This window comes from Pararhodospirillum oryzae, assembly GCF_007992075.1.
Lineage (GTDB): Bacteria > Pseudomonadota > Alphaproteobacteria > Rhodospirillales > Rhodospirillaceae > Pararhodospirillum > Pararhodospirillum oryzae.
The window spans coordinates 47527-68002 of sequence record NZ_BJZO01000008.1 but is presented as its reverse complement, the minus strand read 5'-3'; the positions used below and the strand labels follow the sequence as shown (position 1 = coordinate 68002).

The window sequence follows — 20476 nt, the reverse complement described above, 5'->3', positions numbered from 1 at the left end:
TTGAGGAACCCTCTTGCGAGGGCATCCAAGGCTTCACCCGATTACCCTGACACACGGGCTCCGGATGCCCTGATGGGATATAGCCTGAGAATTTCAAGCCAGACCATCGTCCAGGGCTGGTTTTCGCCATAATCCCAAACTAGGATGTCGCCCCTCCGGGTGATGGTTTTTCCAGCGTTCCCGGCTCCATCCAGGCAGATTCGGCAGCGGGAGGCGTTCATGGCGTGTGGCGCAACCATCGACCGTGGGACACCCATTCATCCTGTGAGAATTGATCAGGGGGACGGGCCTCGTCGCGGGCGCGCCGGTCGGATCGTGCGCCGACGCCGGTCCCCCGAGCCCAGGCCGCCCCGCGTCCCCGGTCGCGCCGGCATTGCCGCCGGCCCCGGTGTCCTGGCCCTGGTGGCCCTCCTGGCCCTTTTGAGTGGCGCCGCGCCCGGATGGGCCGCCGTCCCCGCCGTTGCCCCGGCCGCCACCGCCACCGCCGCCGCCGAAACGCCGGCCGCCCCCAAGACCTCGGTCGAGGACGCCACCGCCTTGCGCGTGCTGGCCGAGGAGGCCACCGCGCTGCGCACCGACATCATGAATGGCGCCACCATCGCCCCGGCCGTGGCCGCCCACCAGGCCCATGAATCCCGCCAGGCGGCCGCGCGGGGCGAGTGGTGGGAAGCCATTTCCCACCTGCGCCAGGCCCTGAAGGCCGGCTATGCCGAACCCGGCCGCTGGCTGACCTTGTCCGACCTCTACGACAAGGCCGAGGGACCGCAGCCCCGCGCCGCCCTGGCCGCCTACCTGCATGCCTCGGAATCCCTGGCCGCCGGGGCCCGCGTCGAGGGTCTGGTGCGCACCGCCGACCTGTTGATGGCCAGCGACCGCGACGACCTTGCCCTGATCTTGTTTCGCCGCGCCCAGACCCTGCTGCCCACCGACCGCGCCACCGCCGCCATCGCCGCCCTGACCGGATCGGGCCTGACCGTGCGCCGCACCCAGGTGGAGGCCGATCGCGACGTGGCCCGTCTGTGCCTGGAGCTGACCGCCGCGCCGGCCACCAAGCCCGACCATCCCCTTTCCGACTACGTGAGCGTCGAGCCGGCGGTTGAAATCGCGGTCAGCGCGGTGGGCAAGCGCCTGTGCCTGGATGGCCTGCCCCACGGCCGCGATATAACCGTGACCTTGCGCCCCGGCCTGCCCTCGGCCGCCGGAGGCGCGCTCAGCGCGCCCGTCAGCGTGACCCAGGCCATCCCCAACCGCACGCCCCGGGCCGCCTTCGCCGGCGATGCCCACATCCTGCCCGCGCGGGGCGTGCGCGAGGTGGCGTTGCGCACCGTCAACCTGTCCCAGATCTGGCTGACCTTGTCGCGGGTCAACGAGCGCGGCCTGGCCTTCGTGCTGCGCGATCGCGGCCTGCGCTCGGCCGTTTCCGAGGACGACGTGCACAATCTGGCCGAGGATGCCGGCGAACAGGTGTGGCAAGGCCGGCTCGACATCGAGAACCAGCCCAACCAGGAAGTCGCCACCGCCATTCCCATGGCGCGCCTGCTGCCCCATCCCGAGCCCGGCCTTTACCTTCTCACCGCCGAGGACCGCCTGGGCGAGGCCACGCCGTGGTGGCGCCATCCCTTTCAATGGCTGCTGATCACCGACATCGGCCTGCAAGCCGCGAGTGGCCAGGATGGCCTGTCGGTGTTCGCGCGCTCGCTGGCCACGGGCAAGCCCCTGACCGGGGCCACCTTGACCCTGGTCGCGCGCAACAACGAGGAACTGGGCCAGGCCACCACCGACCGCAACGGCATGGCCCGCTTCCAGCCCGGCCAGCTGGCCGGCACCGGCGGACGCACCGCGTCGTGGGTCATGGCCCATGGTCCCGATGGCGACTTCGCGTACCTGGACATCACCGGCCCGGCCTTCGACCTGTCGGACCGCGGCGTCAGCGGGCGGGCGGTGCCCGGGCCGCTGGATGCCTTTTTGTATGGCGATCGCGGCATCTACCGCCCGGGCGAGACCGTGCATCTCACCGCCTTGCTGCGCGACGAGGCGGCGAAGGCGGTTCCCGGCGTGCCCCTGACCTTGAAAATCCTGCGCCCCGACGGGGTGCAGGTGGCCGCGCAGGTGCTGAGCCTCAACAAGACCGGGGCCGGGGTGGCCGACGTGCCCTTGCTGCGAGAGGCCCGCACCGGCCTGTGGGAAATCACCGCCCATGTCGATCCGGCCGCCCCCCCGGTGGGGCGCTGGCGGTTCCAGGTCGAGGATTTCGCGCCGCGCACCATGACCCTGGCCCTCACCGCCAGCGCGCCCGCCCTGGACCTGACCACGCCCACGGCGGCCCCGGTCACCCTCACCGCCCAGGCTGATTATCTGTACGGGGCCCCGGCCGCCAACCAGCCGCTGAGCGCCGCCGCGACCTTGGAAATCGACCCCGAGCCCTTTGCCGCCTACAAGGAATTCCACTTCGGGCTGGTTCAGGAAACCCTGGAGCCGCGCCGCCTGCCGCTCCCCGAGGCGCGCACCGACGCCCAGGGCGCCGCCACCTTGGAGGTGAGCCTTTCCGAGCCCCTGCCCGATACCTCGCACCCCCTGCGGGCCCTGATCCGGGCCGAGGTCGCCGATCTGGGCGGCCACGGGGCGGCGCGCACCGTCATCGTGCCCGTGCGCCATTTGCCCTTGTCCCTGGGCATCCGGCCGTCCTATTCCGGCGACACGGTGGACGAGGGCACGACGCCGTCGTTCTCCGTCGTGGCCCTGGATCCCGCCGGCGCCCCGGTGGCCGGGCGCACCGTGGACTGGACCCTGGTCGAGGAAGTCAGCCACTTCACATGGTACGAAAGCGGCGGAGCCTGGAGCTATCGCCGCACCGTCACCGACGAACCCCGGGCCTCGGGCCGCCTGACCACGGATGCCCAGGGGCTGGCCCAGGTGGCCACCCCGATCGAGGCCGGCGCCTATCGCCTGGAGGTGTCCGACGGCGATGGCACGCTCGCGGCCGCGTCGGTGCGCCTGCGCGCCGGCTGGTGGACCGCCGCCAGCGACGAGCGCGACACCCCCGACACCCTCAAGGTCGTCCACGAGGGCGAGCGCCATGTGCCGGGCGACCGCGCCCGCATCCACCTGGAAGCCCCCTTCGCCGGCGAGGCCCTGATCAGCGTGGTTTCCGACCGGGTGCTGGACGTTTTGTCCGTTTCCCTGCCGCGCGAGGGGCTGACCGTCGAGCTTCCGGTCACCGAGGCCTGGGGCGTGGGCGCCTACGTGGTCGCCACCGCCTTTCGCCCCGGCGACGGCGCCGGCCCGCAGGGCCCCGGGCGCGCCATGGGCGTGGTGTGGGTGCCCGTCGATACCGGCAACCGCCGCCTGGCCGTGAGCCTGGACCTGCCCGAGCGCGTGCGCCCGCAAACCCACCTGGACGTGCCCATCACCGTGACCGGCGCCCGTGGCCCGGTGTCGCTGACCCTGGCCGCCGTGGATGAAGGGATCTTGCAGCTCACCGACTTCACCTCGCCCGACCCGGTTGGCCATTACCTGGGCAAGCGGGCGCTTGGCCTTGACTACCGCGACGCCTACGGCCGCCTGCTGCGCGCCCCCGACGCCCGCCCGGGCCGCCTGCGCGAGGGCGGCGACGCCAGTGGCCGCGCCCTCGATGGCCTGCCGCCGACCTCGGTGCGCACCGTGGCCCTGTTCTCGGGCCTGGTCACCACCGATGCCCAGGGTCACGCCAAGGTTCCGCTGGACCTGCCCGACTTCGATGGCCGCCTGCGCCTGATGGTCGTGGCCTTCACCCCCGAGGCCGTGGGGCAGGCCGACGCCTCGGTCGTCGTGCGCGATCCCCTGGTGGCGCTGGCCTCCCTGCCCCGCTTCCTGGCCCCCGGCGACAGCGCCTTGTTCAGCGTGACCCTTGATAACCAGGACGGCCCCGCCGGTCCCTGGACCGTGGCCGTGACCACCGACGGCGCGGTGGGCACCGAAGCCTCGGCGGGATCCTCGTCGGTGACCCTGGCGCCCGGCGAGCACACCGTGGTGCGCACCGTGCTCAAGGGATTGGCCGCCGGCACCGGACGGGTGACCCTGAGCCTGACCGGCCCCGACGGCTTCGCGCGCGAAACTTCGTGGCCGCTGGCGGTGCGCCCGGCCGCGCCGCGCACCACCGTGGCCCATGCCCTGGACCTGCCCGGCCATGGCCGGGGCACCTTGCCCCCCGCCGTGCTGGCGGGGCTTGATCCGGCCTCGGTCGCCCTGGGGCTGGATCTGTCCACCGTGCCCAACCTGGCGCCCCTGACCCACGCCCGCGCCCTGGCCCGCTATCCCTACGGCTGCCTGGAACAAACCATCAGCCGCGCCGAGCCCGCCCTGGCCGCCCTCACCCCGGGCGAGGAATCCTGGTGGGCGCCGGGAGCCCCCAAGGATGCCCTGGCCCACGCCATTGCCCGCGTCATCGGCCTGCAACGCGCCGACGGCGGCTTCGCCTTGTGGCGCAGCACCGGCGGCGTGGAGCCCTGGCTGTCGGCCTATGCCATGGATTTCCTGCTGCGCGCCAAGGATGCCGGGGTGGCCGTGCCCGCCTTCGCGCTGGAACGGGGTCTCGCCTACCTGGATGGCCTGGTGGCCAGCGGCGATCTGGCCGACCCGGAGTTGCCCACCGCCGCCTATGCCCATTACGTGCTTGCCCGCGCCAAGGCCGGCGACATCGCCAGCGTGCGCCATTTCTTCGACACCTACGGGGCGCGCCTGCCCGGCCTGATGCCCCGCGCCCAGACCGCCGCCGCGCTGGCGTTGCTGGGGGACCGGGCCCGGGCCAGCGCCGCCCTGGCGCCTCCGCCCGCCTCGACCACGCCGGCCTCCCCGGGGGCCGCGGTGGTGCCCGCCGCCGTTCAGCCCGGCAACGACGACGACGCCACGCCGGCGCCGTGGTCCGATGCCCTGACCGTGCGCGATCAGGCCGGCGCCCTGGCCCTGGCCCTGGAAGCCAACCTTCCCGGCTTCGACCCGCTGGCCGCCGCCAACGCCCTGGCCCTGGCCGCCAACGCCGTGGCCGCGCCCTCCACCCAGGAACGCGCCTGGCTGGTGCGCGCCGCCCATGCCCTGGCCCAGCGCCAGGGCTCGGTGATGGCCTCGGTCGGGGGGCAGGCGGTCACGGGTGAGCGCGCCTCGATCAGCCTGCCCGTGGATCCCGCCCGCCTGAAGGACGGCCTGGCCGTGGTCAACGAAAGCCCCCGGCCCTTGCGCGTGACCCTGGCGGTTGATGGCCAGCCGCAGACCCCGCCGCCGGCCATGACCGCCGGCCTGACGGTCACCCGCCGCTTCACCACCCTGGACGGCCACCCGGCCGACCTCGCGGGCGTGCGCCAGAACGACCTGCTGGTGGCGGTGATCGAGGGCTCGGCGCCCGATCCCCGGATCCTGGGCGCCAAGACCCCGGTTCTGGTGGTCGATCTGCTGCCGGCCGGGTTCGTGATCGAAAACCCCGAGGTCGGCGAGGGCCAGGGCACGCAGGGCCTTGACTGGTTGCCCGCGCTCTCGACCCCCGACCACGCCGAGGCCCGCGACGACCGCTTCGCCGCCGCCGTGTCGCTGACGCCCGAAACGCCGGGCTTCACCCTGGCCTACGTGGTGCGCGCCGTCACCCCGGGCACCTTCACCCTGCCCGGTGTCGCCGCCGAATCCATGCTGCGCCCGTCGGTGCGCGGCGCCCAGGCCGGGGGCAGCGTCACGGTCGTGGCGCGGTGAGCGAGCCTCCCCGGCACGGGGGCCCCACCCGCCCCCGTGCCCGCCCCCGTGCCCGGCGCCGCGTGCTGGTGGCCGGGGCCCTGATCTTGCCCGTGGCCGCCGCCGGCGTGGCCGTGGGCGCGGGGGCCTTCCTGCCCGATCTTTCCCGGCTGACCCCGTCCACCCGGGTCCTGGGGGCCGAAGGCCGCCTGCTGCGGGTTTTCCCCACCGAACCCGCCACCGGCGAGGCCTGGCGCCTGCCCGCCCACGAAGCGGACGTGGATCCCCTGTACCTGTCCATGCTGCTGGCGATCGAGGACAAGCGCTTCCCCCGGCACGGGGGCGTGGATCCCCTGGCCCTGGCCCGGGCCGTGGCCCAGGCCCTGGAGCAGGGGCGGGTTGTTTCCGGCGCCTCGACCCTGACCATGCAGGTCGCGCGCCTTCTGGAACCCCGGCCCCGGCGCACCCTGGCCGCCAAGCTGCTGGAGATGGCCCATGCCCTGGCCCTGGAAAGCCGGCTGGGCAAACAGGCGGTGCTGAACGCCTATCTGACCCTGGCGCCGTTCGGCGGCAACCTGGAGGGCGTGCGGGCTGGCTCCCTGGCCTGGTTCGGCAAGGAACCGCGCACCCTGACCCCGGGCGAGGCGGCCTTGCTGGTCGCGCTGCCCCGCGCGCCGGAAGCCCTGCGCCCCGACCGCCACCCCATGGCGGCCCGCCACGCGCGCGACCGGGTGCTGGACCGCCTGGTCGAGGCCGGGGTGCTGAGCGCGCGCCGCGCGGCCGAGGCCCGGGCCGAGACGATCCCCACCCAGCGCCGGCCCCTGCCCCGCCTGGCTCCCCACCTGACCACCCGGCTGGCCCGGACCGCGCCCCCGGGCGCGCGGATCGAGACAACCCTGGATCATGGCCTGCAATCCCGCCTGGAGACGCTGGCGCGCGACGCCGTGCCCACGCTCGCGCCGGGGCAATCGATGGCGCTGCTGGCCGTGGAGTCGCGCACGGGGCGGGTCCTGGCCTCGGTGGGCTCGCCCGACGACCTCGACGAAAGCCGCTGCGGGGCCATCGACATGACCCGGGCCGTGCGCTCGCCCGGCTCGGCCCTCAAGCCCCTGATCTATGGCATGGCGTTCGAGCGCCACCTTGTTCACCCCGCGACCCTGATCAACGATCGCCCGGTGCGCTTTGGCGTGTACACGCCCTCCAACTTCGACGATGGCCATTGGGGCGAGGTCACGGCGCGCGACGCCCTGGCCCATTCCCTCAACATTCCGGCGGTGCTTTTGCTGGAGCGCGTCGGGCCGCTGTCGTTTGCCCAGCGCCTGGCCCAGGCCGGGATTCCCCTGCGCCTGCCGGCGGGCACCACCCGCCCCGGCCTGCCGCTGGCCCTGGGCGGGCTGGGCGTGACCTTGGAGGAACTGGTGGGCCTGATGGCGGCGATCGACGCCGGCGGACGGGCGCCCTGGCCCTCGCCCCTGCCCCGAACCGACACCCCCCCCCTGCCGCCGGCGGTGCTGGCCCCGGATGCCGCCTGGCAGGTGGCCGACATCCTGGCCGGCAGCCCGCCGCCGCCCGGCTACGCTCCGCCCACGCGGGGCAATGGGGGCCGGGTGATCGCGTTCAAGACCGGCACGTCCTACGGCTACCGCGACGCCTGGGCCATCGGCTTCGATGGCGCCGTGACCGTGGGGGTGTGGGTCGGGCGCCCGGATGGCTCGCCCAGCCCGGGGGAATACGGCCGCATCACCGCCGCGCCGGTGCTCTTTCGCGCCTTCGAGCGCCTGGAAGGCCCGCCGCCCGGCCCCCGGCCCGGGCCGTCGGACCCGTTCGCGGCGATCACCCGCACCGCCGACCTGCCCGCCCCCCTGCGCCGCCTCGACGACCCCGGCGGTCCCGCCCGCTACCTGCCCGCCGATCCCCTGGCGCCCCGGGTGGTTTTCCCGCCCGATGGCACCACCGTCGACCTGGGGACCGACGCCGACGCCCTGGTGCTGAGCGCCCGGGGCGGCCAGCGGCCGCTGGTCTGGCTGGTGGACGGCCGGCCTTTGGTTTCGGCCGCCTACGCGCGCGAAACCCGCTGGTCCCCCAGCGGACCGGGACAGATCACGGTGACGGTGATCGATGCCCGGGGCCGCGCCGACACCGCCCGGGTGTGGCTGCGCACCAGCGCGCCTTGAGCCGCGATCCGGAACGGGGGGCATGAAAAAGGCGGAGGGCCGCGCATGCGGCCACTCCGCCCGACACCCTGAACGCCTTCTTAGCCCCGGGCCGCCTTCAAGGCGACGTAGTCGATCTCGTAAACCGAGTTATGGGGCAGGCTCTTGGTGTCTTGCTTGATCAAGGCAATCACGTCGTCCGCGCTGACGTCGGCGGGCACGTTGAGCACCTCGTAAATCACGCTGGACCCGGTGGTGGGGCCCGCGTCCGAGTTGCGGTGCGCCTGATTGACCAGACCCTCGCCGGCCACTTTGATCATGTACGATGCCATGGGCATGCTTCCCCTGCATTTGGGACGAGTTGCACGAACGACATCCAAGGGCGCGGAAGGGGGAGCGTTCCGCGCCCTCGGCTGTGCGGGGAAGCATAAGCGGTTGGCGGGGCCGGGTCAAAGCGCGCCGAGAGCCCCCGGAACCGCGCCGTGCGAATTCCGATGCAAGGGTCCTTCGCATGACTTCCCTGTACACTTTCGTCGCCTTGCCAGTCTTGCGCCGAGGAAATCCGTCGCGTTCGGGTTGTTATTCTCCCCAACCTTGGTGACAAGAAGCCCGCACAAGCGTTCTCCCGGGCCTTCACGCGTCTTGACGCCCCGGAAGTCCCTGGGCATTGTCGAGAAGATTGATCACAACACAAAACTATTGTGCGCTGCGGTATCACGAGAAGCAGACCCCCCTCCCGGGTTCTTCCCGTGTTCAAGAAAGCCGGCCTACCGGCTCGCCCCCGCGCCCCCGGAACAGAAGAGGACCCCCGCATGAAGCATCTCGTCCGCGCCGTCGCCGCCGCAGCCCTGGTCGTGGCTGCCCCGGTGCTCGCCCACGCCGAGCCCACCATCATCAAGTTTGCCCACGTGGTGGCGGCCAACACCCCCAAGGGCCTGGCCGCCGACCACTTCAAAACCTGCGCCGAGGCCAAGTTGCCCGGGCGCGTGGTCGTCGAGGTCTATCCCAGCAGCCAGCTTTTCGACGACGACAACGTGCTGGAAGCCATGCTCCTGGGCGACGTGCAGTTTGCCGCGCCGTCCCTTTCCAAGTTCAACAAATACACGCGCAAGCTCGATATCTTCGACCTGCCCTTTCTGTTCGATGATCTGGCCGCCGCCGAGCGTTTCCAGCATTCGGCCGCCGGGCAATCGCTGCTGACCTCGATGGAGGACAAGGGCATCCTGGGCCTGGGCTACTGGCACAACGGCATGAAGCAGCTTTCGGCCAACACGCCCTTGCGGGTGCCCGCCGATGCCGCCGGCAAGAAGTTCCGCGTGCAGCCCTCCGACATCCTCACCGCGCAGTTCGACGCCGTGGGCGCCCTGGCCGTGAAGAAGCCGTTTTCCGAAGTGTTCATGCTGTTGCAGACCAAGGCCATCGACGGCCAGGAAAACACCTGGTCGAACATTTATTCTCAGCGCTATCATGAAGTTCAAAAGTACATCACCGAAACCAACCATGGACTTTTGGATTATCTGCTCGTGACCAGCGCCGAATACTGGAACGGCCTGCCCGCCGACATGCGCACCGTCCTGTCCGGCTGCCTGGACGAAGCCACCGGGGTCAACAACAAGGCCGCCTACGACAAATCGGTGGGCGACAAGCAGAAGGTCATCGCCGCCGGCACCTCGGAGGTCCTGACCCTGACCCCGGAAGAGAAGGCCCAGTGGCGCGACGCCATGAAGCCGGTGTGGAACAAGTTCAAGGATGTGATTGGCGAAGACCTGATCGAGGCGGCCGTCGCTTCCAATCAGTCGCCCCAGTAACGCGCCCCCCGGTCCGGCTCCCCTGAAAAGGGGAAGGCCGCGATCCCTGGCCGGGGAACCGGCCCTTCCGGACTCCGTCCCCTTCCGCCCCATGGAAGCGGACGGAGTCCATATCCGTTTGATTGATATCGTCTTTTCGGGAAAAGCGCTGCCCCCTTTTCCCTGACACCCTCTTGCGCCCAAGGGGCTCCGCGATGATCAAAAAAAGCCTGTTGATATTATTCGGGCTGGCGCTTGCCGCCACCCTTGGCGCCACGACGACGGGGATCTTGCCCGCGCGCGGGCCCGAACGCCTTGTGTTCTATTACGTCACCCTGGCCACCGGCCTCGCCGCCGCCATGGTTGTTGCCCCGGCGTGGTTCCAGAAAGCCGAGGAAGCCGTGATCTCGCTGTGCCTGGCGGGATCCACGACCCTGGTCGTGATCGAGGTCGTGTTGCGCTACGGCTTCAACTATGGCCTCGGCTGGACCGAGGAAATGACCCTGCTCACCATGGGCTGGATGGTCCTGTTCGGGATGTCCTATGGCATCAAGGTGGGCAGCCACATTGGCGTGGATGCCCTGGTCCGCCTGCTGCCCCGCGAGGGCCGCCGCACCGTGACCCTGGCGGCCGTGGTCTTGTGCTTGTTCTACGCCGTGCTGTTCTTGATGGGCGCGTGGGAATACGTGGTCAAGGTCCACCGCATCGGCATTGAAATGAAGGACATCCCCGTGCCCAAGTGGGTGGTGTTCTCGGTTCTCGTCGCCGGGTTCATGATGCTGTTCATGCGCTTCGTGGATCTGCTGATTGCCTTGCTCCAGCGCCGCGTGGATGGCTTCAGCCTGGCCGACGAGGCCCACGACGCCCTGAGCCTGGTCCGCGACGACTCCGCGCCCGCGTCCCGGGAGGCCCGGCCATGACCGCAACCGCCCTGTTTCTTCTTCTGTTCGCGTTCATGTTCATGGGCATGCCCATCGCCATCGCGCTGGGCCTGTCGTCGATCACCACGATCTTGCTGTTCACCAACGATTCCCTGGCCTCGGTGGCGCTCAAGCTGTTCGAGGCGACCACCCGCCACTACACCCTTCTCGCGATTCCGTTTTTCATCCTGTCCTCGCAGTTCCTGTCCACCGGCGGCGTGGCGCGGCGCCTGATCCGCTTTGCCATGGCCAGCGTGGGCTTCATTCGCGGCGGCATGGCCATGGCCTCGGTGCTGGCGTGCATGCTGTTCGCCGCCGTGTCCGGCTCCTCGCCCGCCACCGTGGCCGCCATTGGCGGCATTGTCATCGGGGCCATGGTCAAGGCCGGCTTCCCCAAGAGCTTCGCCGCCGGTGTCATCACCAACGCCGGCACCCTGGGCATCCTGATTCCGCCCAGTATCGTCATGCTGGTGTATTCGGCCGCCACGGAAGTGTCGGCGGCGCGCATGTTCATGGCCGGCGTGGTGCCGGGCATCGCCATCGGCCTCGTGCTGATGGTCGCCATCTACGTGGTGGCCACCGTGCGCCGCCTGCCCCGGCAGCCCTTCGTGGGCTGGGCGGAACTGGGGCGCGCGGCCGTGGGGGCCTCGGGCGGCCTGATCATGATCCTGTTCGTCCTGGGCGTGATCTATGGCGGCGTGGCCAGCCCCACCGAGGCGGCGGCGCTGTCGGCCCTGTACGCCTTCGTGATCGCCGTGTTCGTCTATCGCGACATGGGCCCGCTCAGCCCCGCCCGCCTGGGCGGACGCGCGCCCGGCGCGATGGACGTGCTGCTGGCCGTGCCGCGCTCGCTGATCGATCCCGACGTGCGCCGGGTGGTGCTCGATGCCGCCAAGGTCAGCATCATGCTGCTGTTCATCATCGGCAACGCGATGCTGTTCGCCCACGTGCTGACCACCGCCCAGATTCCCCAGACCATCGCCCAGACGATCAGCGGGCTGGGCTTGCCGGCCTGGGGCTTCCTGATCATCGTCAATATTTTGCTGCTGATCGCCGGCAACTTCATGGAGCCCTCGGCGATCTTGCTGATCATGGCGCCGATCTTGCTGCCCATCGCCTTGTCGCTGGGCATCGATCCGGTTCACTTCGGCATCATCATGGTGGTGAACATGGAAATCGGCATGATCACCCCGCCGGTTGGCCTCAACCTGTTCGTGACCGCCGGCATCACCAACCAGAGCATCTTGTGGGTGGTGCGGGCCTCGCTGCCCTGGCTGCTGCTGATGCTGGTGTGCCTGCTGGTCGTCACCTACGTGCCCGGGCTGTCGTTGTTCCTGCCCAACCAGATGATGGGCCAGCCCCTGGGATGAAAACGACCCGGAAACCGAAACAAGGAAAGGGGGGCCCGCGCCCCCCTTTTTTCTTGCACAGCACCACGCCCGAAGCGGCGGGCGCCTATTCTTCCCGGGGGCGGGCGCCCGCCGGCACCCCGGCCTCGGCCAGCACCCGGGCAACGTCGAGCGAGAAATCCTCGCCCCCCTTCACCGCGTGCCCGCACCCGGGCGCGATATGGTATTCGGGCAGGAAGGCCACGGTGTTCATCCAGCCCAGGGCATCCAGGGCCCCGATCACCTGATAGGGAGGCCGGGCCAGGGGCGGCAGGTACACCGGCGCGCCCAGCGTCACCACCTGGATGTCGGGCAACGGCTTGGGCAGGCGGGCCAGGGTGTTGGCGATCACGAAATTGCCCTTGCTGTGGCCCACCAGCAGCCGCAGGCCCGGAAAGGCCGCCAGCAAGGCGTGCAAGGCATCCTCGTCGCCGGCCGTCGCCCCCGGTTCCGGCACGGGCGGCACGGGAGGCACCGGGGGGGCGGCCCACCCCACCAGGCCCTGTTGCCAGGCCAGCAGGTCGGCGGTCCACCGCGCGGCCAGATTGCCCATCCGCAGGCCAAACCACGCCCCCAGCCCCTCGCTCCAGGCCTCGGCCACGCCATAGCCGGGCACGATGCCCGCCACCGGACGGCCCAGGTGGCGGGCCACGTCGCGGGCGAAGGCCGCCGTTCCCAGGCACGAACTGCCCGCGCCGGTGACCACGACCGTGTCCAGCCCCGGATGCTGGGCCGGATCAAACACCGGCCCCGGCGCGAGCGGCCGCCCCGGCACCCGATAGCGGCGCACGCCCAGGCCCGCGCCCGGTTCCGGGTCCACGACCACCACCGCGCCCTCGGGGATCGGCTGATGCGAGAGCGCCGTCTGTTCGGCCTCGCTCAGAAGCTCGACATGATAAAAGGCTCGATCCAGCACGGTATTCAAACGCTCCCGCGCCACCACGGCCGAAACCGGGGCCGGCGCCACGGGGGAGGAACCATCGCTCATGCCAACCCCTCGACCAGAAGGAAAACCAAAAGGGCGCCCATTGGGCCCCGCCCGCCGGGGCGGGGTCAAGGATCCTGGTGTCCCCGGCCCGGGGCACCCGCTCTCTTGCGTGCGAAATCGGCCATGCCCAGATGAAAAACACCAAACCGATCCGGCGGATCGATCGAACCAGGGCGCGCCGCTCTCGCGGCGTTGGGGAGCCCTCTTGCGACGGCATCCAGGGCTTCACCTGATTGCCCTGGCCCGTCTCCCCTTGGTTCTTGCACTCCCCCAAGGCTCTGGTACCCTCGGGACCGGCCGGAGAGGCGCCGTGAGGACGCCTCCCCTTGGCTTTTGCTGTCTTGCGGAGATCAACCATGGCCCCATCCGCCCCCCGGGACGTCGCCCTCGCCGGCCTGCGCCTGGGGAGTGTCGACCTGGTGCCGGTCTTGTTCGTTCTTGGCCTTCTGGTCACCGGGCTGGGCGTGGCCATGCTGGCGCCGGCGCTGCTGGATGCCCTGGTGCATGACAAGGACTGGGGGGCCTTTTTGCAAGCGGCGGGCATCAGCGTGTTCGTGGGCCTGCTGCTGGTGCTGGGCAACCACCGCCCCCATCTGCGCTTGAACCTGCGCCAGGGCTTCGTGCTCACCGCCCTGGCCTGGGTGACCCTGGGCGTGGTCGGCAGCCTGCCTTTCATGCTCTCGGCCGAAAGCATGAGCTTCAGCGACGCCTACTTCGAAAGCGTCTCGGGCCTCACCACCACCGGCTCCACCGTGATGTCGGGGCTCGACACCCAGCCGCCCGGCCTCTTGTTCTGGCGCGCGCTTTTGCAGTGGATCGGGGGCATTGGCATCATCGGCATGGCCATTGTCCTGCTGCCCGCCTTGCGAGTCGGTGGCATGCAGCTGTTTCGCATGGAAAGCTCGGACACCACCGAGCACGGCCTGACCCGCATTGGCGCGCTTGGGGTGTCGATCACCGCCATCTACATCGCGCTCACGATCCTGATCACCATCGGCTACCTGGTGGCGGGCTCGACCCCGTTCGACGCCGTATGCCTCGCGTTCTCGACGGTGTCGACCGGCGGCTACGCCAACTCCGACGCCTCGCTGGCTGGCATGACCACCCTGGGCCTGTGGATCTCCACGCTGGGGATGATGATGGGGTCGCTGCCCTTTCCCCTGTATGCCCGGGCGGTGCGCGGCAACCCCCTGATCTTGTGGCGCGACCATCAGGTGCGGGGCTTCGTGATCTTCCTGGTCACCTGCTGGCTGGCCGTGGCCGGCTGGCGCTGGCTGACCACCGACGTCGAGTTCTTCAAGGCGCTGACCGCCGCCGCCTTCAACCTGACCTCGATCGTCAGCACCACCGGCTACGCGTCGGAAGACTATACCTTGTGGGGATCGTATCCGGTCTTGATGGTGTTCATGCTCACCTTCGTGGGCGGATGCACGGGCTCGACCGCCGGCGGCATCAAGATGTTCCGCCTGCAAATCTCGCTCAAGATCCTGCGCACCCACATCCGCCGGCGCCATCTGCCCAACGCCGTGATCTTGCCCACCTACGGCGGGCGTCCGATCGACGACGACATCTCGGTTTCGGTGCTCCTGTTCTTTTTCGCCATGGGCTCGACCACCTCCTTGATCGCGCTCATCCTCACCGCCACCGGCCTTGATTGGGTGACCGCCCTCACGGGCGCCGCGACCGCGATTTGCAACGTGGGCCCGGGCCTGGGCCCGATCATCGGCCCCGTGGGCAACTTCGCGCCCCTGCCCGACGTGGCCAAGTGGGTGCTGTCGTTCGCCATGGTCCTGGGACGCCTGGAATTCTTCACTGTCCTGGTCTTGCTCGACCGCCGCTTCTGGACCGCTTGACGCGTGTGGCGCCTTGAATAACCGGACGAGTCGCGCTACCCTTGGTTCAGTCTCTCCGCCCCCGTGCCGGTCTCGATCCGGGCGCGGGGGTTTGTTCGAGCGGCTCCGCGTCGCGCGCCTGCGCTCTTGCCTTTTCCTCCCTTTGTGCTCCCTTTTCTTCTGATCCCGCGAGGACTCCATGTCGATCATCGCCGAGCGCCTGTCCGCCATCAAGCCGTCACCGACCATCGCCGTGACCACCAAGGCCAACGAGCTCAAGGCCGCCGGACGCGACGTCATCGGACTGGGCGCGGGAGAACCTGACTTCGACACGCCGGCCCACATCTGCGAGGCCGCCGCCGAAGCCATGAAGCGCGGCGAAACCCGCTACACCCCGGTGGCCGGCACCGTGGCCCTGCGCAAGGCCATTGCCGCCAAGCTGAAGCGCGAGAACGACCTGGACTACGCGCTGAACGAAATCAGCGTGGGCTGTGGCGGCAAGCAGACCATCTACAACGCCATGATGGCCACCGTCGAACCCGGAACCGAGGTCATCATTCCCACCCCCTACTGGGTGAGCTACCCCGACATCACCTTGCTGTGCGGGGGTACGCCGGTGTTCGTGCCGTGCACGGCCGAAACCGGCTTCAAGATGACCCCCAACGCGCTGGAGCGGGCCATCACCTACCGTACCCGCTGGGTGATCCTGAACAGCCCGTCGAACCCCACGGGGGCCGCCTACTCGGCCGACGAGCTGGCCGCGCTGGCCCATGTGCTGATGGCGCACCCGCATGTGTGGGTGATGAGCGACGACATTTACGAGCATCTGGTCTACGACGGCTTCAAGTTCGCGACCATTGCCCAGGTTGAACCGCGCCTCAAGAACCGCACCTTGACCCTGAACGGTGTGTCGAAGGCCTTTTCGATGACCGGCTGGCGCGTGGGCTACGCGGCCGGCCCGGCCGAGCTGATCTCGGCCATGAACACGCTGCAAAGCCAGTCGACCACCCACACCAGTTCGATCAGCCAGGCGGCGGCGGTCGCGGCCCTCAACGGCCCGCTGGACTTCCTGGCCGAGCGCAACGCGCTGTTCCAGGAACGCCGCGATCTGGTGGTGGCCCGCCTGAACGATTGCCCGGGCCTGTCGGTCAACAAGCCCGAAGGCGCGTTCTATGTGTATCCGTCGTGCGCCGGCGTGATCGGCAAGACGGCGCCCAGCGGCAAGCGCATCGAAACCGACGAGGATTTCGTGACCGAGCTGCTGGAAGCCGAGGGCGTGGCCGCTGTCCATGGGGCCGCCTTTGGCCTGTCGCCTTATTTCCGCATCAGCTACGCCACGGCGACCCAGACGCTGGAAGAAGCCTGCACGCGCATCCGCCGCTTCTGCGAAAGTTTGACCTGACCCCAGCCTGATCAACCGTTGCAAGAAAGAGAAAAGGGCGCTCCCTTGGGGCGCCCTTTTCCCTTGCCAGCCTCCGCGCACCCTGGAACCATGCGAAAACATCCGGTACTCGACCGGAAAAGGGGAAGCCAGAAGGAAAACCCGGGCCCGGAATACGGCGCGTCCGCTTCTTCCGGGGCCATCTTGCCTTCCTTGATCCGGGATGAACGCCGGGCGGTGTGTCGTCCCGTTTGCCTTCCCCCTTATCATCGGTTTCAGGAGTAACAGCCATGCCCGACAGAGCGTCCGCGCCCCGTGTGGCCGCCATCGTGGGTCCCTATTCCAGTGGCAAGACCACCTTGATGGAATCGATCCTGCTGGCCACCGAGGCGATCCACCGCAAGGGCACGGTCGTCGACCATTCGACCGTGGGCGATGCCTCGCCCGAGGCCCGCGACCGCGAAATGACCGTTGAGGTCAACATCGCCCAGACCACCTACCTGAACGGGGCCTGGACGTTCCTGGACTGCCCGGGATCGGTCGAGTTCCTGCAAGATACCTTCAACGCCCTGGCGGTGTGCGACGTGGCCGTGGTGGTGTGCGAACCCGACCCGGCCCGGGCCGTGATGCTGACCCCGATGCTGCAGTTCCTCGACAGCCGGGGCATCCCGCACATGATCTTCATCAACAAGATGGAGAACGCGGAATCGTCGGTGCGCGCCATGATCGAGGCGTTGCAGCTGGTTTCCGCCCGCCCCCTGGTCGCGCGCGAAATCCCGATCCGCGAGGAAGGCAAGGTCGTGGGCTACGTCGACGTGGTCAGCGAACGCGCCTACCGCTACCAGGAAGGCCAGCCCAGCGCCCTGATCCAGATTCCCGAGGCCCTGACCGATCGCGAAAGCTCCCAGCGCCAGGATCTGCTCGAACACCTGGCCGATTTCGACGACACGCTGCTGGAAACCCTGCTGTCCGACGTGGTGCCGCCCAAGGAAGACATCTACCAGTCGCTGGCCCGCGACCTGAGCGAGGACCTGGTGGTCCCGGTGTTCTTTGGCAGCGCCGTTCAGGATAACGGCATCCGCCGCCTGCTCAAGGCGCTGCGCCACGAAGCCCCGACCCTGGACGAAACCCGGACCCGCCTGGGGCTGGAGGGCCAGGACCCCATCGTTCAGGTGTTCCGCACCCGCCATGCCGAGCACGTGGGCAAGCTGTCCATCGCCCGCGTGTGGTCGGGCGGCCTGAGGGATGGCCAGGCGCTGGGCGGCGAAAAAGTCACCGGCCTGTTCACCTTCCCCGCCGGCCAGCAAACCAAGGGGACCGAGGTGCCCGCCGGCACGATCGTGGGCATTGGCCGCCTGGAAAGCGTGACCACCGGCGCCCTGATCAACGCCGAGATGGTGGCCGACCCGTCGCCGCGCCTGGGCCCCCTGTTCGCGCTGGCCTTGCGCACCCGCAAGCAGGGCGACGACGTCAAGCTGACCGCCTCGCTGGCCAAGCTGTGCGAGGAAGACCCCTCGCTGTCGGTCGACATGAACGCCGACACCGGCGAGCTGCTGCTGTGGGGTCAGGGAGATATCCACCTGCAAGTCGCCCTGGCCCGGCTCTCGCGGCAGTTCCACGTGGATGTCGATGCCTCGCGCCCGCAGGTGCCCTACAAGGAAACCATCCGGGGCTCGGTCGATCAGCAGGGCCGCTTCAAGCGCCAGACCGGGGGCCATGGCCAGTTCGGCGACGTGCACCTGACCTTGCGCCCGCAGCCACGCGGCGCCGGCTTTGTGTTCCACGACACCATCACCGGCGGCGTGGTGCCCAGGCAGTACATTCCGGCGGTGGAATACGGGGTCAACGAATACCTGTCGCGCGGCCCGCTCGGCTTCCCGGTGGTTGACCTGTCCGTGACCCTGACCGACGGCAGCTACCACGTGGTTGACAGCTCGGAACAGGCGTTCCGCTCGGCGGCCCAGCTGGCCATGCGCGAAGGCATGCCCAAGTGCGATCCGGTGCTGCTGGAGCCCATCTTGTCGGTGGAAATCAGCGTGCCCACCGAGGCCACCAGCCGCGCCCAGCGTGCCTTGACCACCCGGCGCGGCCAGATCCTGGGCTTCATGCCCAAGGAAGGATGGACCGGCTGGGACGTGGTTCAAGGCTACCTGCCGCAGGCCGAAATGCACGACCTGATCGTCGAGTTGCGCTCGGCGACCATGGGCGTGGGCACCTTCAGCTGGACCTTCGACCACCTGCAGGAACTGGTCGGCCGCCAGGCCGACGACGTGGTGGAAGCCCGCAAGGCCTTCCTGGCTGCCTGAGTCCTGTTTCTTGCCCGCGGGGGGCGCGTGGCCCCCTTTTACCGGCCGGGGATGGGAAAATCCCCGGTTCGGTACGCCAGCGCCCCCGGGCTTGGTTTGCCTTCCGGAAAAGAAAAAAGGCCGGGGACCCGGTGCCCCCAGCCTTTTTCCTTTCGGCGGGCCCCCTCCGCGAGGGTTCCCTCGTCTTGTTAGCGCACGAACACCCGCACTTCGTCGGTGCCCGGGGTGGTGGTGGCCGATTGGGTGATCCGGCTGGGCGGAATGCCGAGGCGGGAGAGCACCCGCACCACCTGTTCGGCCCCGCGCGCGGCGGCGCTGGCCGATCCGCCCGAAACCGCGACCACCGAGAACACGGTGTTGGGATTGCGGGCCAGCGCGGCCTGGGCGGCGCGGGTCAGGGCATCCTCGAAGCGCACGTTGGGCTGATCGAAGCGGATCACGACCAGGGGCACCCCGCCCGGCTCCGCGCCCGCCGAGGCCGGGCCCATCGAGCGCAAGGAGGTGGGGGCGCCGGCCAGCTGGGGGACCGCGCCACCGGTGCCGCCGGTGCTGTAGCCATCGGGCCCGATGGCGCCGAAAAGCTGGCCATTGCGGATGGCCGAGGTCAGCGACGACAGATTGCCGCGCTCGTTGGCGACATAGGCGCTCTGGCGGCGGATGTCGCTGGCCAGTTCGTTCAGCAGGCGATCAATCAGGACCACGGTCTGCTGGGTTTCGTCTTCCAGCACGCGCAACTGGCGGTGATCCTCGTCAACCGCGCCCGGAATGGCGTAGGACGAACGCACCGAGTTCATCAGATAGGCGGCGGTGGCCTGGTTGACCGAAATCATCTGGGCCAGCTGGTCCATCAACACGATGTCCTGGTTGATGGTGTTCAACTGGGCCTGGGCGGTTTCCCAACGGTTCATCAAGATGGGGTTGCCGGGCGTGGTGCCCAGCTGCAACCGGGCCCGCATGCTGGCCACGTTTTCGTGATAGCCGTTGCTGTCTTGAATGGTCTTGTTGCGCAGCGCCTGAAGCTGGGTGTTCTGGCTGCGGATGGTTTCTTGCAGCTGGGTCAGTTCCTGGCGGAACGACACCACCTTCTGGCCCACGAAGGTGCCGGTGGGGGCGCCCGGGCTCACGCCCTCGGGTTCAAAATACGTGCTGCCCAGTTGCGGCGGGCCACCCTCGGCGCCGACGGTAAAACCGGCACTTCCGGTATTCCCTGACGACGAACTCCCCAGGGACGGGAACAAGACGTTATTCCCCCCCTCGCACGCGGCCAGGGCGACGGCGGCCGTGATCAGGACGAAATGCTTGTTTCTGAAGAACGCCATCGACGACGACCTTTTTGCCAAGGCTGGGCCTCTCCTCGATCCGATGGCGCTTGCCGGAGCCGTGCGCGCCGGTGCCGTGCCGTCCCCCCAGACCTGCAACGGAGCTTTTCTCGCGAACAACCTTCCCGCCCCCAACCCAGGAGCGCAGGCAGCCGGTGCTTGGGACGGTCGAGGGTGCCCTAAGAATTTTGCGGCAGTGTACTCAAGAGGGTCTAGGGTCACAAGCGGGTTTTGCGGTTGTCCCCAGGCGGGAAAGGGCTTCCGGCGCCGCCGTGGCGGACCGGCCACGCCCGCCGAATGGGGGTATGGAAAAAAATGACGCTTTCCTTGCCTTTTTGCCTTGCACGCCGGGCGCCTCTCGGGTAAAAAGCCGTCCTCCCGCCGGACGCCCCTGAGGCGCCGCTGGGAAGCGGCAAGGAAAAAGCGCCCGTAGCTCAACTGGATAGAGCATCTGACTACGGATCAGAAGGTTAGGAGTTCGAATCTTCTCGGGCGCGCCACCTTCCTTCCCCGCCCCGTCCGGGTCCGGACGTAAAAAATCGACCGACATGCGCCCGTAGCTCAACTGGATAGAGCATCTGACTACGGATCAGAAGGTTAGGAGTTCGAATCTTCTCGGGCGCGCCATTCCCGCACAAAACCGTCCACGCAGAATGCCGCCGTTTCCACCCTGGAAGCGACGCTGACGGCATGCTTGAAGACGTGCGC

At 69.2% G+C, this 20476-nt stretch carries 11 protein-coding genes and 2 tRNA genes; 10 read left to right on the top strand and 3 right to left on the bottom strand.

Annotation, left to right across the window (positions count from 1 at the left end; genetic code table 11):
- Positions 1 to 315: 315 nt before the first annotated feature.
- Complete coding sequence (locus ROR02_RS02620) at positions 316 to 5715, top strand: alpha-2-macroglobulin family protein (RefSeq protein ID WP_170244922.1); 5400 nt, start codon at positions 316 to 318, stop codon at positions 5713 to 5715.
- The gene (pbpC, locus tag ROR02_RS02615) at positions 5712 to 7868 is read left to right on the top strand and encodes a penicillin-binding protein 1C (RefSeq protein ID WP_170244921.1); all 2157 of its coding nucleotides are present in this window, start codon (positions 5712 to 5714) and stop codon (positions 7866 to 7868) included. Before ROR02_RS02620 ends, pbpC begins: the two co-directional genes overlap by 4 nt.
- An 80-nt stretch (positions 7869 to 7948) precedes the next feature.
- On the opposite strand, the gene ROR02_RS02610 is transcribed toward pbpC, so the two are convergent.
- Entirely contained in the window at positions 7949 to 8179 is a 231-nt protein-coding gene (locus tag ROR02_RS02610; RefSeq protein ID WP_147162442.1) for a hypothetical protein, read from the bottom strand.
- A gap of 480 nt (positions 8180 to 8659) precedes the next feature.
- Between ROR02_RS02610 and ROR02_RS02605 the strand changes: the two genes are divergently transcribed.
- The 3 genes from ROR02_RS02605 (at position 8660) to ROR02_RS02595 (ending at position 11924) form a co-directional block, all read left to right on the top strand.
- On the top strand, positions 8660 to 9655 hold the full coding sequence (locus tag ROR02_RS02605) for a TRAP transporter substrate-binding protein (protein ID WP_147162441.1): 996 nt from the start codon (positions 8660 to 8662) through the stop codon (positions 9653 to 9655).
- Positions 9656 to 9849: 194 nt separating this feature from the next.
- Positions 9850 to 10554 (top strand): TRAP transporter small permease, encoded by a 705-nt coding sequence (locus tag ROR02_RS02600; RefSeq protein WP_218032748.1) that lies wholly within the window; start codon positions 9850 to 9852, stop codon positions 10552 to 10554.
- A complete protein-coding gene (locus ROR02_RS02595; RefSeq protein ID WP_147162440.1) occupies positions 10551 to 11924 on the top strand; it encodes a TRAP transporter large permease in 1374 nt (457 codons plus the stop codon). The genes ROR02_RS02600 and ROR02_RS02595 overlap by 4 nt, the downstream gene beginning before the upstream one ends.
- Before the next feature lie 85 nt (positions 11925 to 12009).
- On the opposite strand, the gene ROR02_RS02590 is transcribed toward ROR02_RS02595, so the two are convergent.
- A complete protein-coding gene (locus ROR02_RS02590; protein ID WP_147162439.1) occupies positions 12010 to 12930 on the bottom strand; it encodes a hypothetical protein in 921 nt (306 codons plus the stop codon).
- 356 nt (positions 12931 to 13286) lie between these two features.
- On the opposite strand from ROR02_RS02590, the gene ROR02_RS02585 reads away from it, so the two are divergent.
- The 3 genes from ROR02_RS02585 to ROR02_RS02575 all read left to right on the top strand — a co-directional run bounded on the left by ROR02_RS02585 (position 13287) and on the right by ROR02_RS02575 (position 18449).
- Positions 13287 to 14783, top strand: a complete 1497-nt coding sequence (locus tag ROR02_RS02585) for a TrkH family potassium uptake protein (protein ID WP_147162438.1) — start codon at positions 13287 to 13289, stop codon at positions 14781 to 14783.
- A 178-nt stretch (positions 14784 to 14961) separates the two neighbouring features.
- Positions 14962 to 16164 (top strand): pyridoxal phosphate-dependent aminotransferase, encoded by a 1203-nt coding sequence (locus ROR02_RS02580; RefSeq protein WP_147162437.1) that lies wholly within the window; start codon positions 14962 to 14964, stop codon positions 16162 to 16164.
- A gap of 269 nt (positions 16165 to 16433) precedes the next feature.
- Positions 16434 to 18449, top strand: a complete 2016-nt coding sequence (locus ROR02_RS02575; protein WP_147162436.1) for an elongation factor G — start codon at positions 16434 to 16436, stop codon at positions 18447 to 18449.
- 188 nt (positions 18450 to 18637) lie between these two features.
- Here ROR02_RS02575 and ROR02_RS02570 read toward each other — a convergent pair whose 3' ends face one another.
- Positions 18638 to 19768 carry a hypothetical protein gene (locus ROR02_RS02570; RefSeq protein ID WP_147162435.1) on the bottom strand — a complete coding sequence of 377 codons (1131 nt, stop codon included), beginning with the start codon at positions 19766 to 19768 and terminating at the stop codon, positions 18638 to 18640.
- Between the two features lie 423 nt (positions 19769 to 20191).
- Here ROR02_RS02570 and ROR02_RS02565 point away from each other — a divergent pair.
- Both ROR02_RS02565 and ROR02_RS02560 read left to right on the top strand, forming a co-directional pair.
- Positions 20192 to 20268: transfer RNA gene (locus tag ROR02_RS02565), tRNA-Arg, on the top strand.
- 50 nt (positions 20269 to 20318) lie between these two features.
- A tRNA-Arg gene (locus ROR02_RS02560) sits at positions 20319 to 20395 on the top strand.
- Positions 20396 to 20476 lie beyond the last annotated feature (81 nt).

Bases quoted from the DNA above. Each gene is read 5' to 3' on its own strand.
- ROR02_RS02610 (WP_147162442.1), bottom strand. From the start codon at position 8,179: ATGGCATCGTACATGATCAAAGTGGCCGGCGAGGGTCTGGTCAATCAG.
- ROR02_RS02605 (WP_147162441.1), top strand. From the start codon at position 8,660: ATGAAGCATCTCGTCCGCGCCGTCGCCGCCGCAGCCCTGGTCGTGGCT.
- ROR02_RS02600 (WP_218032748.1), top strand. From the start codon at position 9,850: ATGATCAAAAAAAGCCTGTTGATATTATTCGGGCTGGCGCTTGCCGCC.
- ROR02_RS02595 (WP_147162440.1), top strand. From the start codon at position 10,551: ATGACCGCAACCGCCCTGTTTCTTCTTCTGTTCGCGTTCATGTTCATG.
- ROR02_RS02590 (WP_147162439.1), bottom strand. From the start codon at position 12,930: ATGAGCGATGGTTCCTCCCCCGTGGCGCCGGCCCCGGTTTCGGCCGTG.
- ROR02_RS02585 (WP_147162438.1), top strand. From the start codon at position 13,287: ATGGCCCCATCCGCCCCCCGGGACGTCGCCCTCGCCGGCCTGCGCCTG.
- ROR02_RS02580 (WP_147162437.1), top strand. From the start codon at position 14,962: ATGTCGATCATCGCCGAGCGCCTGTCCGCCATCAAGCCGTCACCGACC.
- ROR02_RS02575 (WP_147162436.1), top strand. From the start codon at position 16,434: ATGCCCGACAGAGCGTCCGCGCCCCGTGTGGCCGCCATCGTGGGTCCC.
- ROR02_RS02570 (WP_147162435.1), bottom strand. From the start codon at position 19,768: ATGGCGTTCTTCAGAAACAAGCATTTCGTCCTGATCACGGCCGCCGTC.